Origin of the sequence: Deefgea piscis (assembly GCF_019665785.1) — a bacterium.
Classification (GTDB): Bacteria; Pseudomonadota; Gammaproteobacteria; order Burkholderiales; family Chitinibacteraceae; genus Deefgea.
Genome location: NZ_CP081149.1, coordinates 2809209 through 2823489, shown reverse-complemented (window position 1 = coordinate 2823489; position 14281 = coordinate 2809209). Strand labels below are relative to the sequence as shown.

Annotated in this window: 13 protein-coding genes and 1 pseudogene; 9 read left to right on the top strand and 5 right to left on the bottom strand. The window is 49.0% G+C overall.

All coding sequences use genetic code 11. From position 1 onward, the window contains the following. The first annotated feature begins 33 nt into the window (after positions 1-33). A complete protein-coding gene (locus K4H25_RS13175; protein ID WP_221020919.1) occupies positions 34-612 on the top strand; it encodes a 3'-5' exonuclease in 579 nt (192 codons plus the stop codon). A gap of 27 nt (positions 613-639) precedes the next feature. Here the strand turns inward: K4H25_RS13175 and K4H25_RS13170 are convergent, their stop codons facing one another. Then, a complete protein-coding gene (locus K4H25_RS13170; RefSeq protein ID WP_221020918.1) occupies positions 640-1557 on the bottom strand; it encodes a TIGR01777 family oxidoreductase in 918 nt (305 codons plus the stop codon). Positions 1558-1752: 195 nt separating this feature from the next. On the opposite strand from K4H25_RS13170, the gene K4H25_RS13165 reads away from it, so the two are divergent. The 6 genes from K4H25_RS13165 to gspN all read left to right on the top strand — a co-directional run bounded on the left by K4H25_RS13165 (position 1753) and on the right by gspN (position 7489). Next, the gene (locus K4H25_RS13165) at positions 1753-2232 is read left to right on the top strand and encodes a hypothetical protein (protein WP_221020917.1); all 480 of its coding nucleotides are present in this window, start codon (positions 1753-1755) and stop codon (positions 2230-2232) included. A 216-nt stretch (positions 2233-2448) separates the two neighbouring features. Further along, entirely contained in the window at positions 2449-3438 is a 990-nt protein-coding gene (locus K4H25_RS13160; protein ID WP_221020916.1) for a sulfite exporter TauE/SafE family protein, read from the top strand. Between the two features lie 131 nt (positions 3439-3569). Further along, on the top strand, positions 3570-4772 hold the full coding sequence (locus K4H25_RS13155) for an MFS transporter (RefSeq protein ID WP_221020915.1): 1203 nt from the start codon (positions 3570-3572) through the stop codon (positions 4770-4772). A gap of 313 nt (positions 4773-5085) precedes the next feature. Then, on the top strand, positions 5086-6264 hold the full coding sequence (gspL, locus tag K4H25_RS13150; protein ID WP_221020914.1) for a type II secretion system protein GspL: 1179 nt from the start codon (positions 5086-5088) through the stop codon (positions 6262-6264). Then, positions 6261-6758: a type II secretion system protein M gene (gene gspM, locus K4H25_RS13145; protein WP_221020913.1), complete on the top strand. Its 498-nt coding sequence runs from the start codon at positions 6261-6263 to the stop codon at positions 6756-6758. Before gspL ends, gspM begins: the two co-directional genes overlap by 4 nt. Beyond that, the gene (gene gspN / locus K4H25_RS13140) at positions 6758-7489 is read left to right on the top strand and encodes a type II secretion system protein N (protein ID WP_221020912.1); all 732 of its coding nucleotides are present in this window, start codon (positions 6758-6760) and stop codon (positions 7487-7489) included. The genes gspM and gspN overlap by 1 nt, the downstream gene beginning before the upstream one ends. Positions 7490-7600: 111 nt before the next feature. Here gspN and K4H25_RS13135 read toward each other — a convergent pair whose 3' ends face one another. Next, complete coding sequence (locus tag K4H25_RS13135) at positions 7601-8467, bottom strand: mechanosensitive ion channel family protein (protein ID WP_221020911.1); 867 nt, start codon at positions 8465-8467, stop codon at positions 7601-7603. Positions 8468-8831: 364 nt separating this feature from the next. Between K4H25_RS13135 and K4H25_RS16985 the strand changes: the two are divergent. Further along, positions 8832-8981, top strand: a pseudogene (locus tag K4H25_RS16985) (hypothetical protein); the annotation flags it as partial. Positions 8982-9027: 46 nt separating this feature from the next. Next, entirely contained in the window at positions 9028-9564 is a 537-nt protein-coding gene (gene aqpZ / locus K4H25_RS13130) for an aquaporin Z (RefSeq protein WP_255587652.1), read from the top strand. Positions 9565-9697: 133 nt separating this feature from the next. Here the strand turns inward: aqpZ and gspE are convergent, their stop codons facing one another. The 3 genes from gspE to K4H25_RS13115 are packed head-to-tail and all read right to left on the bottom strand — an operon-like array spanning position 9698 to position 14258. Continuing rightward, complete coding sequence (gspE, locus tag K4H25_RS13125; RefSeq protein WP_221020910.1) at positions 9698-11164, bottom strand: type II secretion system ATPase GspE; 1467 nt, start codon at positions 11162-11164, stop codon at positions 9698-9700. Then, a complete protein-coding gene (gene gspD, locus K4H25_RS13120; RefSeq protein WP_221020909.1) occupies positions 11164-13491 on the bottom strand; it encodes a type II secretion system secretin GspD in 2328 nt (775 codons plus the stop codon). The genes gspE and gspD overlap by 1 nt, the downstream gene beginning before the upstream one ends. After that, positions 13488-14258 (bottom strand): hypothetical protein, encoded by a 771-nt coding sequence (locus K4H25_RS13115; protein ID WP_221020908.1) that lies wholly within the window; start codon positions 14256-14258, stop codon positions 13488-13490. The genes gspD and K4H25_RS13115 overlap by 4 nt, the downstream gene beginning before the upstream one ends. Positions 14259-14281 lie beyond the last annotated feature (23 nt).

Below are 14281 nucleotides of genomic sequence, written 5' to 3'. Positions count from 1 at the left end.
ACTGACTGCGCGTTGCTGGGTTATCATGGCGACATGACAGATGAAATCCTAATCCCTCCTTATATTGGCATTGATGCGCGCAGCATTATTGTCGTGAACTCGCCCGCTGACGCTTTAATCGCTAGCCGCATATTGGCTGCCGCCGATGTGTTAGGCTTTGATTCCGAATCAAAACCCGTCTTTATGAAAGGGCAGGTTTCGCAAGGACCGCATTTAATTCAATTGGCCACGCAAGATAGGGTGTTTTTATTTCCGATTCGGCGCGGTGAATCTTATCCTGCATTGCAAGCTATTTTGGAATCGACCTCGATTTTAAAAGTGGGTTTTGGCTTGGGCGACGATCAGCAACGATTGCAAGCCAAGCTGGGTATTGCGATCAATCCGGTGCTGGATTTGGCGCGGGCGCTACGCACTGATTCGCGCTGTGATGTCGGCGCTAAAACGGCGGTAGCGCAGTTTTTTGGCCAGAAATTACAAAAATCAAAAAAAATCTCGACGTCCAATTGGGCTTTATTGCCACTGACGGATAAGCAAAAACAATACGCCGCCGATGATGCGCATGTGGCACTTAGAATTTATCGCGCATGGCAGGCGGAGTGCGATCAAGGATAAAGAGCACTTTTCGCACTGCCATGGATATTATTTTTTGCCTAGGTATGCATCGAGCGCGCTTTTTAAATCAGGATATTTAAAGCGATACCCCGCCTCAAGGAGTCGCTGAGGGATGACGCGTTGCCCGCGGGTAAATAGTGCGCCCATTTCTCCGGCTACAGCATCAATTAAGCAAGCGGGTGTGCTGAACCACGTTGGGCGGTGTAGCGCTTGGCCAACCGCTTTGGCAAATTGCGCTTGCGTGGGAGCCTTCGGCGCGGTGAGGTTGTAAGCGCCGCTAAAACTTGCGTCCGCCATTGCCAGCGAGATCACTGCGAGTACATCATCGCGATGCACCCAGCTCATCACTTGCTCACCATGGCCCATTTTGCCGCCTAAACCCCAGTAATAAGGTAAAACCAGTTTAGGTAAGGCGCCGCCTGGATCTTGCTTAGAACAAAATACCAAACCTAAGCGCAGGCAAACCACGCGCAGCCCCAGTGCTTGGGCTTTGTTCGCCGACGCTTCCCATTGCTGGCAGAGTTCAGACATAAATTCAGATTGCGGTGGCGCAGTTTCATCGAGCGCTTCGTCGCCACGGCAACCGTAATAACCAATTGCCGAGCCGTTGATGAGGACCGCCGGCCGGGTTTGCGCTTGGGCTAGCCAGGCAATTAAATGCTCGGTGGTTCCCACGCGACTATCTAGCAGTAACTGCTTACGTGCCGTAGACCAGCGTGGGCCAACCACGGGGCTGCCGGCCAAATTAATCACCGCATCAAAAACACTGTTCGGGCTGAGCGTTTGCCAGTCGGCAAACGCGCTGACTTGGCCTTCAAACTGCGCGATTGCCGCCTGCGGGTGGCGGCTATACAGCGTAATTTGGTCGCCAGCGGCCAGTCGCTCTTTAACCAAAGCACTGCCAATAAAGCCGGTACCACCGGTAATCAGTAAGCGTTGTGGCATGGTGTAAATCCTTTTCTTTCCGTTCTACGATTAAAGCATGCTGCGGGCGGCTGCTTGCGGTATTTTTGTAATCCGTAGCAAGAAGGATGCAGCTGTGTTACGGTTTATATCTTCTTTATAGCTTTCGTTATGTTTTCATCTTGTGTTGGTTAAGTCTGGCTTGGTTTTTCTTATTGATCCCTAGGAGTTATCCCGATGAGTATTTTTGATAAAGCAAAATCACTACTTGATACCGCAGAGCAGTCGATGAATGCCGCTGCCGAGCAGGCGGCTTTAAAAGTCTCTGAATTAGCCGATAAAGCTGGCGATCTTGCCGATCAAGCCGTGCACAGCGCCGAAGAGCTCGGCGATAAGGCCAAAATCGCCGCCGATCATGCTTGGGATAGTAGCAAGCAAGCCGCGACAGAGTTAGCGCACAAGGCCGGTGGGTTATCGGATGATGTCTCGGCAAAAGCGGCTGAGTTCGGGGCTAAAGCGGCGCAAGCCACTGAACAAGCTTTGGATGCCAGTAAACAAAAAGCCAGTGAACTGGGGGCGAAAGTTAGCGATGCCGCTGGCCATGTGGCAGAAAAGGCCAGTGGATGGGTGGATAAAACCGCCGATGTGGCGGAAAAAGATTTACAACAGCCTAGCGTGAAAAACGTAATTGGCCACGATAGTGTGAAGCCAGAGTAAATGCAGACTTTCTGCGGCGCCAAAAACCGAGCTTGCTCGGTTTTTTCTTTTTGCGGTGTGAAGATTGCGCGTGCAATCAGATTAATCGCGCCTTAGCGCAATGGCGGATGGTATAGAACATTTGCTTCTTTAGGTGTTGCTAAACAGTCTTTTTGATTTTAAATATTCCCCTTACACTCGCGCTCAATTATTTGCTGCTCAATTGAGGCGTAATCCATGAAAATTCGTCATCCAGATTTAAGCGACAGTCCAGAAAATCGATTGCATCAAGAGATCGGTTTGCCCCCGCTGGATACGGCGATCGGCAGCGAGCGTCGCCTGTGGCAAAGCAAACGCTTGGCTGGTTTGACCTTGCTGATCGCGATGGGCATTAGCGTTTATATCGTTCAGCATCTAATGCAAGGGCAATCGGCGGTGCTGGGTAATCAATTGCTGCTGGCCGCACAGCAAGTGATTAGCTCGCCGCAGTTTTGGGCCGCAGTGGCGGTGGGCTTTGCCGCGCAAGCGATCGATGGCGCATTAGGTATGGCCTACGGTATTAGCTCGAATACTTTTTTGATTGGGGTGGGTGCCAGTCCGGCGGCGGCATCAGCGGCGGTGCATGTGGCGGAAGTCTTTACTACCGGTTTTTCTGGCTTATCCCATTTAAAGTTTGGCAACGTGGATAAGGCCTTATTTCGGCGGTTGGTGATTCCGGGGGTGATCGGCGGGGTGGCCGGCGCTTATTTGCTGACCAGTATTGACGGGCATTTGATCAAGCCCTATATCGCGGCTTATTTATTGCTGATGGGTTTGTATATTTTGCGCAAAGCGTGGTTGGCGACGCATCCTAAACCGCATTCGAGTGAAATTAAGCATGTGAGTCCTTTGGCGCTATTGGGCGGTTTTGTTGACGCCGTTGGCGGTGGCGGTTGGGGGCCGGTGGTGACGTCGACTTTGGTCGGGCGCGGAAATGATCCACGCAAAACCATTGGCACGGTGAATGCGGCAGAATTTTTTATCGCATTTTCTACTGCAGGAGCATTTTTGCTGTGGGCCGAAATGGAACATTGGTTATTGGTTGCTGGCTTAATTGTAGGCGGTTTATTTGCCGCGCCGTTTGCCGCATGGCTTTGCCATAAATTAAATGCGCGCACCTTATTGTGGATGGTTGGGACGTTGATTTCGGTATTAAGCGTATTTAACTTGTACGTTGCGCTGCGTTAAATCAGAGATTGGGTATTGCGATCTAATCAATATTAGATCTGGGGCGGCAGGCAATACCCTTTGATGTGTAATTCTCCATTGTCATCATCCTTGGCTGGAGTAGACTCATAGCACTCTTTTGTTTTGGTTTGATGATGCCCAACGCCGCCCGTAAAGAATTTGCCATGCTGATCTCCTTGATGCTGGTGATGTTTACTGCCATTGCTGACTTTATGATTATGATGCCGCTGGCTTCGTATTTAATGGCCGAGTTTCAGATCAATACCGCCCACTTTGGTCTTTTAGTCTCGTCGTATTCTTTGGCTGCGGGTTGCTCAGCTTTGCTGGCGTCCTCGCAAGCCGATCGCTTTGATCGCCGTCACGCTTTATTGTTTTGCTACGGCGGATTAATGCTGGCCACATTGGCGTGTGCGCTCAGTAATTCCTACTTCACCCTATTATTAGCTCGGGTCTTGGCTGGCGTATTTGGTGGCGTCTTGGGCTCAATTTCACTGGCGATTGTTGGCGATTTAATTCCGCCCGAACGCCGCGGCCGCGCGATGAGCTGGGTAATGCTGGGTTTTTCATTATCAGCAGTGGCGGGGGTGCCATTGGGTTTATGGTTGGCAGCGCATAGTGGCTGGCGATTGCCATTTTTGGTCTTAACCGGTATTTGCGCCATGGTGGCCTTAGCGATTATTCGGTATATCCCATCGGTACGTGGTCATTTGGCGAGCTTAAATCAAGCCGCTAATTGGCTGGATAATTACCGAGAGTTATTGCGCGTTCCCAATCATTGGTGGGCGGTGAGTTTAACCGCGATGTTAATGGTTTCGGGATTTTTGGTGATTCCATTTATTGCCCCTACTTTAATTGCGAATGTCGGTTTGGCGCCCGCAGATTTAATGTATTTTTATTTAGTCGGTGGTGCGGCAACTATTTTTAGCCGTCCAATGATTGGCCGCTTGACCGATCGTTACCCTGCCAAAAAAGTCGTCGCGTATTTGGTTGTCGCTAGTTTTATTCCGATTGTTTTAGTAACGCAAAATTTAGCTGTGAGTTTGCCTTGGCATTTGGCGATTTCGGTATTGTTTTTTATTTTTGTTAGTGGCCGTTTTATTCCATCGTCGACGATGGTGGCAGCCGCTACTCAGCCGCATTTACGCGGGCGCTTAATGGCATTTAATTCGGCGGTACAAAATTTTGCTTCGGGCGCTGCCTCTTTGCTGGCCGGATTAATTTTAACCCAGCAAAGCGATGGCCATTTAGCCAACTATGGATGGATTGGTGTCCTCAGTTGCGGCGCTGGTTTGTTGGCGATTGTCTTAGCCCGCAAAATTAAAGCTATTTCTTAAATTTGCTGTTTCAGCTGTTAGCTCTTTTTTGGGTCAATATCGAATTATCTGCGGCCGATTTAATGCTTAATTCACTATGGATCAAGATCTATTTGAGTTGTGCTAGCCCGTTTTATGCCTAGGCGTGATCGGGTCGCTGCTTGCCTGCCTCAATGACTAAGCTAATTTTTTTGTCGCGATACTTGTCGCTAAAGTAGCAAATCAGCGTTTTATTTTGCGGCGCACGCCGCATTGTCAAATCAACTTCATTAAAATCGTTTATTCTCTATTTCCTATTTTTATTTCGGCATTGCATTTCATTGGCATGTGATAAATGCCATTGGCTGGCGGTTTATTTCGTATTCCGATTGCGACGATTGCGAATGGCTTAATACGTCAGCCGTATGAGCTGAGATTGATTATTGCGGTGGATATTTTTAATCCACCTTGTTTTGAGGTTTTGATGACAATAGCGCGTGTAGTTGTTCGGCTTCATGCTCAGGGTGCGCTGGGAATTGAAGATTGGCTGGGCTTTGATGCCAATGGGCGTCAAGTGGCGCATGGGCAGTCGGCGGTGTTGCCGGCAGCGGCAACGTATGACATTGCGCTAGCCGCGAGCTGGCTCACCGTGCATTGCTTGACCTTACCGGCGGTGGCTGCCAAACAGCAGCAAAAATTGATTTGCCAAGCCTTGGAAGATCGGGTTTTAGGTGCTTTAGATTCACTGATTTGGCGCGCCAGTCCGCCTGTGGCGGGTAAAACCTGGGTGTATTTACTTGAACAATCGCGCTGCGATCAAGTAGGGCAGTGGCTTGCCAGCCAATCATGGACCGCGACGCGCTGGGTACCTGAATTTGCTTTATTGCCGGCGGGGGCAGCATGTTATGCGCCAAGTGCTAATGGCGTAATGATGGCTCATCACGATGAGTATGCTTGGCTCGATAACGAGGCCGATTTACTTGCGCTTTATCCGGATGAAACTTGGCAGGCACTGACTACGGCAGATTTAATTGCGCCAGATGCGGCGAGTGTGTCTTTTTTAAAAGCGAATAAATCCAAGGTATCGCTAGCAATGCATTGGCAGCAATGGCGTAGCGCAGCATACCTATTGCTCGCGTGCGTAGCCTTGCTGTTGCTGAGTACCATCATAGAGTGGCGTAGCAGCGTAGGACAAGAGCGTGCTTTGCGGCAAGAAATTCGACAAACCTTTGCCAGCGTCTATCCCGGCGTGCCGATTGTTGACCCTATCTTGCAATGGCAAAGTCAGCAAAAAGCCGGAGAATCAACTGGGCGCATTGGGCAGGGCGATGCATTGGATTTACTGTATCAACTGGCTGGGCAAATTGATTTAGAAGTGGGAATTGAGAGTTTGAGCGTGAAAGACGGCAAATTACAAATGGTGATGAGTGAGGGTAAATCAGCGCCGTTGATCGCCAAATTGACGGCACAAGGTAGCAAAATGAAGAGCCAGTCGATGGGTGATGGTCGTATCCGGATTGAGGTTGAGCCATGAGCGCGTATACAAAATATCTAGCCCAAGCGCAAAGCTATGGGGCGCGCTGGCGGATGTATTGGCTGGCGCGCAATCCCCGCGAGAGAAAAATGCTGCTGATTTGGGCGTTTTTAGTCATCAGTGGACTACTGTATTTTGCGGTGTACGCGCCGCTTAACGCGCAAATTAATCGCCTGCAAAGGCAGATTCCACAGTTAGAAAACCAACTAATGGCTATGCGTGGTAGCAAGCCTATCGCGATTGCCTCGCGTGCTGCCAGTACGCAGGATTTGCGTTCGGCTACATTTGCTGAGTTATCCAGCAAAGGCATCAGTGCCGATGTGCGCTCGATTTCTAATCAACAGCTTGAGGTGCGGAGTAATTTGCCAAGTATTGCTGAAGCTTTACAGTTGGCCAATGCCTTACGCCATAGCGTTCAAGCCAAAATTACGGCGATTCAAATTACACCCGATGCCGCTAGCGTGAGCTTGGTGTTGGTATTGGAGCGTCAATAATGCCAAAAATAATACAGCAGCGTGGCCTGTGGATCAGCGTTGCGGGGCTCTTTTTGCTACTGATTTTAGTGCTGCGCATGCCGGTGAGTACCATCAATTGGTTTTTACCCAATAATGTGAGCTTGGTGCAGCCGCAAGGCACGATTTGGTATGGGCGCGCTAGCGCTGTAGGTTTAGAAGGCGTGGTGTTGCAACAAAATCTGCGCTGGGCCTTTCTGCCTAAGGCTTTATTGACTGGGCAATTGGCGTGGCAAATGCAAAGTGAAGCTTTGGATACACCAAATCAGGCTCGCGTTTTCATTGGTTTTGCTGGCGTGGCGCTCGAGCAAGTGGACGTGACATTGCCGCTCGAAGGTATTTTTCGCGCTATACCGCAAGTGGCGCAATGGGGTTTAGGTGGGCGCGCCACCTTGCGTAGCGCGCATCTCTCAAAACAAGTCGGCGCACAAGCCGAGCTGTTGCTCGATCCAGTCTTTAGCCAGTTGGTACCTAGTCTAATGCCAATGACTACCTTGCGTGCTCAGCTCGCAGTGGTGGCTGATGGGGCGACATGGCAAATTTCGCCTGCTGGGGCCAGCGCGATTGCAGTCAATGGTCAAGGGCAATTGGCGTGGCGTGGCGCGGCACACGGCACGATTAATTTGAATCCCGATGAAAAAGTTCGCCAGCAATTAGCGCCCTTACTCATGCAAGTGCCCGCCACGGCCGAGGGCTACCAAATTAAGTTTTAAGTCTTGATAAGCGCGGCAACGCGTTGACGTAGTTCGGGCAAGACTTCGCTGGCAAACCAAGGATTTTGTTTGCGCCAAGGTTTGTTGCGCGGTCAGCCCCAAGCTCGAATATTAATTTGGGATGGTTTGATTGCTGATGGATTTGTCGGTGATGCTGACATCCAAAATATTAAATGGAATATCCACGCCTTCTTGCGTTAATTTTTCCAATAAAAATGCCATTAATTCTCCACGAACTTGATAGTAATTGTCTCTAGCGGTCCACACCATAAATAAGATATTAATGCTGGAATCGCCATAGCTCATCACATGAATAAACGGCGTTTGGTTTTGATCTAGCCCTGGATAACTGGCGGCAATATTTTCTAAAATTTGCAGCACTTTTTTCATGTCGGAATCATAAGCGACAGAAACGGTAATTTTAATTCTGCGAATTGGATTGGTGTCGTAGTTGATGATATTGCCACTAATCATGACATTATTCGGGATGATAATTCGTCGTCCATCAAGGCTGTTGATGTGGGTGGAGAATATTTCAATTTCAGTCACATTGCCCATCACGCCATTGACTTTAATAAAGTCACCAATGACAAAAGGGCGAGAAAAAAACAGCACCACTCCACCGGCAAAATTAGATAAAAATTCCTTTAAAGAAATACCAATTCCTAAGCCTATGGCACTAATCATCGTGGCTATAGAGCGCTCGCTAAAGCCAAAAGCAAGTAAACCAAGTAAGAAAAAAGCAATATATAAACCTAGCTTGGTCATTGATCGGCTAAATTGTTTGGTGTTTTCGTCGGTATTGAGGATGTAGACCTTAGAAAAATATTTATCGACTTTTTTTACCAAGTAAGAACCAGCAAAAATAATCAATGCAAACAAAAAAAGCCGAAAACAAAAAATGATCGCATCATGAAACAGTAGATGAAATAAAGACTCTTCTTGGTTGATATTCAGTACGTTGAGATAGTGATTCATAGTCTGTTTACCTGCATCAGTCAGTGTTGATTGCCAATCAATCAGTAAGCGGTAATGCAACTTGCTGACTAATATTACCCATTATTTTGACAGAATAAGCATTACTAAAGACAGTGAGTGTAACATTACCGCTGGGCTGTTGATGTAACTTACAAACGGCATGAAATCGACTCGGGTCTGCGCAGCAAATGAGTAATAAACGTCATAAACTGCTTAAAAATAGAATATTTACCATAGGAGACGGTATTTTTTTGGTTTTGTGGTCATAAAAATGTTCTATCATGTGCGCCGTTTCATATTTTTGGTTCATAGTAAGCAAGTAAATAGTAAATCCAATTAATTTGTTACTTTCTTAGTCAGCAATATGAGCAAAAACAAAAAGGATATCACCATGTATACATTAAATCAGCGTTTAGCTGCTGAATTCATCGGCACATTTTGGCTTGTTTTGGGCGGTTGCGGCAGTGCGGTTTTGGCGGCGGCTTTTCCGGAATTAGGCATTGGTTTTGCCGGTGTGGCTTTGGCATTTGGCTTGACGGTGTTAACAATGGCTTTTGCTATTGGCCATATTTCATGGCTGCCATTTAAACCCAGCGGTGTCATTTGGTTTGGTCGTTGGCGGTCGTTTCCCCGCCAAAGATTTACTCCCCTACGTTGCTGCGCAAGTGATCGGCGGGATTTTGGGTGCGACGGTGTTGTACTTTATTGCGACGGGTAAGCCCGGTTTTGTTGCGGGCGGTTTTGCCAGCAATGGTTATGATTTATTGTCGCCAGGGCATTACGCAATCACTGCGGTATTTTTATGTGAAGTGGTGATGACGTTTATGTTTTTATTCATCATCTTGGGCGCAACCGATGCGCGCTCGCCAGCGGGTTTTGCACCGATTGCCATTGGCTTGGGCTTGACCTTGATTCACTTGATCTCTATTCCTGTGAGCAATACGTCGGTGAATCCGGCACGTAGTTTGGCGGTGGCTTTATTTGCTGATACCGCCGCATTGAGTCAAGTTTGGTTGTTCTGGGTCGCCCCATTGATTGGTGCCGCAATTGCGGGCGTAGTGTACAAAATGGTAGGCGGTGACGGTAAACAGAAGTAAAACTGAACTAGATTCATGTTAAGGGTATTGCCATTGGGGCTTTGTTTAAAAAGCTCTGATGGCAATACCCTTTTATTTTGGATAAAAATCAACTGCCCCTAAATGTTGCAATCATCATGTACCTGTTGCGGGGTTAATTGCTGCGGGTGATTCGGAGCATTTCTTCAAAGCTACTCACGCCTTCAAGCACTCGCGCTGAAGCGTCGCTGCGCAAACTAGTCATGCCGAGACTTTCGGCATAGTTGCGAATATCTTGCTCGTTGACCGAGTTATGAATTTGCGTTCGCATCGCTTCATCTACAACGAGTAATTCATGAATCCCGCTACGGCCACGATAGCCGGTTTGGGCGCAATGCGGGCAGCCTACGGCGCGATACAAAGTGATTTTTTCTTGGGTATTGACCCCGAGCTCAATTAATTCGTCATGGCTAGCCAGATACGGTGCTTTGCAGTCGGTGCATAAGGTGCGAACCAAGCGCTGCGCCAAGACACCGATGGTCGATGAGGCGAGTAAAAATGGCTCAATGCCCATATCCACCAAGCGGGTAATGGCGCTGGCGGCATCGTTGGTGTGCAAGGTGGCGAGCACTAAATGACCGGTAAGCGAGGCTTGAACGGCGATTTGTGCGGTTTCTAAATCGCGAATTTCACCAATCATAATAATGTCGGGGTCTTGCCGCAAAATTGCCCGCAGCGCACGGGCAAAACTCATCTCGATGCGGGTATTGACTTGGGTTTGGCCAATGCCGTCTAAGTCGTATTCAATCGGGTCTTCCACCGTCATGATATTGCTGTTTTTGGCATCCATACTGCCCAGCGCAGCGTACAGCGTGGTGGTTTTACCCGAACCGGTTGGGCCGGTCACCAGCACAATGCCATGTGGTGCGGCGAGTAATTGATTTAATGGTTTAAGCGTGGCATCGCGCATGCCGAGTTTCGCCAGCTCTAAGCGGCCGGCTGATTTATCCAGTAAACGCAGCACGGCGCGCTCGCCGTGACCGGTGGGCAGCGTTGATACGCGAATATCGACTGGACGACCGGCAATCCGCAGGTTGATGCGACCGTCTTGCGGTAAGCGTTTTTCAGCAATGTCCAGCGCCGCCATGACTTTAATCCGCGATACCAAGGCGGCATGCAGCGCGCGATTGGGCTCGACCACATCGCGCAATGTGCCATCAACTCGATAGCGCACGACTGAGCGCATTTCAAAAGGTTCGATATGAATGTCTGAGGCATTCTCGCGTAGCGCTTCGGTAAAAATCGCATTAATTAGGCGAATGACCGGCGAGGATTCTTCGGCCTCCATCAGGTCTGATACTTCGGGCATATCTTGAATCAAGCGGGCTAGATCGGCCGATTCTTCGATATCGTCCACCATATTGATGGCGCTGGTTTTGCCGTTGCCAAAGTGCTGCGTTAAGCGCGCATCAAAGCTGGCTGCCGGCAAAATATGCAATTGTGTCGGGCCACATTGGCGGCGAACTTCGCCAAGCGCCGCTGCGCTGGCGCCTTGTCGCAAATAAATCGGGGTGATGCCATCGTGAATTGGGCCGTCAAACAGGCCAAATTCACGCGCATACATATATGAAACAACGCTCATTAGGAATTGCCATTGGCTAAAGGTGGCGGGGTAAGGCGCAGAACTTGGCCGACTTTAATGTCGTTGTGATTATTTAGCTGATTCCACAGCGCTAAATCCCGCAAGCTTTGCCCATAACGCAATGAAATTTGATATAAATTATCGCCGTCTTTAACGGTATGCGACTGCGCTGTTGCGACTGTGTTCTGCGGTTCGGCCTTCGCTTTAGGCTCTGGGATGTTTACGGCGCTATTGTTCTCTTTCGCCGGTGCTGGTGTTGCTGCGGGTACTGCGTTGACGGATGGGCTGTTGTCTGGCGCGCGATCGGGTAACTGCACTTTAGGCATGTCTTGCAAGAAAACATGGCCATCGACTTTGAAGTCGCCCTGTTGCTTTTGTAAATATTGATAGCGATCACCAGTTAGGCGGTTGTTATCAGCGCTATCGCGAATCACCACAGGGCGTAAAAACACCATCAGGCTGACTTTTTGCCATTCGCGGCTATCATATTTAAACAAGTTGCCAATAAGGGGTATATCGCCCAAGCCTGGAACTTGATTGCCTTTGTTGCCAATACGGTCTTCAATTAAACCACCAAGTACTACAATTTGCCCGTCGTCGACCAAAACTTTAGTCTCAATCGTACGCATTTTGGTCGCCAAACCGGCACCGGCGGTATTCACCGAGTTATCAATGCTTGAGACTTCTTGATACACATTGAGCGTAATCACACCGCCTTCGGACACTTGGGGGCGAACGCGCAGTTTAATCCCGATGTCTTTGCGTTCCACCGTCACAAATGGATTGGTGTTATTGGTGCTCGATGATTGAGAGCCGGTAATAATCGGGATGTTTTGCCCGACGGTGATTTTGGCTTCTTCATTGTCCAGTGTCAGCAAATTGGGTGTTGATAACACATTGCCGTTGCCGCTGCTTTGTAAGGCCGAGGCCAATAGCCCTAAGCTGGCGCTGCCATTGCGTGGGTCACCATTAAAAATGCCCAAAGTCAGGCCGGCAGGAATCCCAGCTGGGGTTTTGTTAATGATATTGCCAATGATATTACCCAAGCCGCCGCTGCCGGGGTTGATATTGGTTACGCCACCCGCGCCAATTTTATCGTTGCCACCAGCCAATAGCCATTGAAAACCAAATTCAGATAGTTTGGATAAATTGACTTCGGCAATCATCGCTTCTACATAAATTTGCGAGCGGCGAACGTCGAGTTTTTCAATCACCGCGCGCAGATTATTATAAATATTTTGCGGCGCTGTAATGATTAAGGCATTGGTGGTGCTATCGGCTTGAATTCTGACTGTAGCGCCTGCAATTTGCACATTGGTCGCGGTATTGGTATTGACCGGATTAAAATTATTGCCACCGCTATTGGTTCCGCCATTGCTGCTATTGGTGTTGGCGCTGTTATTGGTGTTTTGATTGGCATTTGCATTCATGCCGGATGAATCTTCTTGCCCAGTCAAAATGCCTTTGAGTGTCGCGGCTAATTTACTGGCCTCGGCATTTTTTAAATACACCACATTAATGGTGCTATCGCTGGTGGCCGCTTCATCCAGATTGGTAATCAGTTGTCGCAATTGGCTGGTTTGTGCGGCATTGAGTGCACGTACCATTAAGCGATTGCCACGCGGGTCGGGCACCACAATCGAGCGCCGCACGCCATCATTACTCGGAATCGGCGCACCGCCGACTTGCACGCTCACTTCGGGCATGAGGCGAGCGATGTTTTGCGCCACATCCAGCGCCGAGGCGTTAGTGAGTTTGATGGTAAAAACGTCGGTATTTTTGGGCTGATCGATATTGTCGATAATGCGCGATAGGCGACGAATATTGTCGGCGTAGTCGGTGATGACCAAAGTATTGCTGGTGCCCGATTGATACGCACTAATCAGGCTGCTCGGTGAAGCCAGTGGCCGCAGCATGGTCGCCATTTGATTGGCGCCTTCATTATTGAGGGCAAAAATCTGGGTGATAATTTGTTCGCCATTGGCATTTTCACCACGAACCAGTGTTTTATTGCTCAGCGCTTTACTGTCGGCTTCGAGCTGAATTTTGATCGCGCCATTGGCTTGCACCGTGCTAAATCCGGCTTGCCGCAGCGCCGATTGCAAAATCGGGTAGACCAAATCTTTGGATACCGGTTGGGTAGAAACAATATTAATGGTGCCTTTAACGCGCGGATCAATAATAAAGTTTTTGCCGGTAATCAAGCTAATGGCTTTTACCGTGGTTTCAATATCGGAATTAATGAAATTGAGCATGACTTTTTCGTCAGCGTCGGCAGCCAATGCCAATTGGCTACATAAAAGTGCGCCAATAATTAATTTTTTCATGGATTCACGGTATAGCTAATAGTTTGAGATTGATCTTGCCGTTGAATTTGCAAAGATAGCTGAGTTTGTTGGCTAAATGCCCCGTAGAGCAAAGAGAGATCGTCGAGCTTATTAAGTGGGCGGCCATTAATGGCTTTAAGAATATCGCCATCGCGTAATTGCAGTACTTGCGCTAATTGTTGTTGGTTAGCTTGTTCAACAACAATGCCGCCAGCTGCGCTAGTGCCTAAGCCTTTACTCCAATTAGCCAAGTTGCCGCCTTGCAAAACCCCAGTAAGCTGGCCGCGCGTTAAGCTTACCGCGGCTTCGACTCGGCTTGGTGCAGCAGGTGCTGCGGTATGGTTTACCTGTGGCGCAACCGCGTTGGCTAAGGGCGTACTGGCTGCGGCGGGTAAGTAGACTTTTTTCTGTACGCCGTGCAGATCGAGCACGATGTGATCATGCTGTGCGGCAATCAATTGGCCGTATGCACCGACTTGATCTCCAACTTTAACCGCCACTGCGCTGGCTTCCAATCCATCAATAATCGCAATGCCTTGTGGGCCAGAGACCAAGGCGCGCAATGACAACTGCGATGCTTCGTTGGCAACACTATTTGAGGCAGCGGCAAATAGTTTCACCACGGCATCAGGGTTAAAAGACTGTATTTTGGGCGCAGCATAAGCCAAACGCAGTGCAGGGCTACTGGTGCGGAGGGCAATCCATTGCCAGATTAAGCCAGCAAACAACCAAATGCATACCGCAGCGAGCAGGTATTGGATTAGCAAGGGGAGTCGTTTTAAGGAAAAAG

Bases quoted from the DNA above. Each gene is read 5' to 3' on its own strand.
- K4H25_RS13175 (WP_221020919.1), top strand. From the start codon at position 34: ATGACAGATGAAATCCTAATCCCTCCTTATATTGGCATTGATGCGCGC.
- K4H25_RS13170 (WP_221020918.1), bottom strand. From the start codon at position 1,557: ATGCCACAACGCTTACTGATTACCGGTGGTACCGGCTTTATTGGCAGT.
- K4H25_RS13165 (WP_221020917.1), top strand. From the start codon at position 1,753: ATGAGTATTTTTGATAAAGCAAAATCACTACTTGATACCGCAGAGCAG.
- K4H25_RS13160 (WP_221020916.1), top strand. From the start codon at position 2,449: ATGAAAATTCGTCATCCAGATTTAAGCGACAGTCCAGAAAATCGATTG.
- K4H25_RS13155 (WP_221020915.1), top strand. From the start codon at position 3,570: ATGATGCCCAACGCCGCCCGTAAAGAATTTGCCATGCTGATCTCCTTG.
- gspL (WP_221020914.1), top strand. From the start codon at position 5,086: ATGCCATTGGCTGGCGGTTTATTTCGTATTCCGATTGCGACGATTGCG.
- gspM (WP_221020913.1), top strand. From the start codon at position 6,261: ATGAGCGCGTATACAAAATATCTAGCCCAAGCGCAAAGCTATGGGGCG.
- gspN (WP_221020912.1), top strand. From the start codon at position 6,758: ATGCCAAAAATAATACAGCAGCGTGGCCTGTGGATCAGCGTTGCGGGG.
- K4H25_RS13135 (WP_221020911.1), bottom strand. From the start codon at position 8,467: ATGAATCACTATCTCAACGTACTGAATATCAACCAAGAAGAGTCTTTA.
- gspE (WP_221020910.1), bottom strand. From the start codon at position 11,164: ATGAGCGTTGTTTCATATATGTATGCGCGTGAATTTGGCCTGTTTGAC.
- gspD (WP_221020909.1), bottom strand. From the start codon at position 13,491: ATGAAAAAATTAATTATTGGCGCACTTTTATGTAGCCAATTGGCATTG.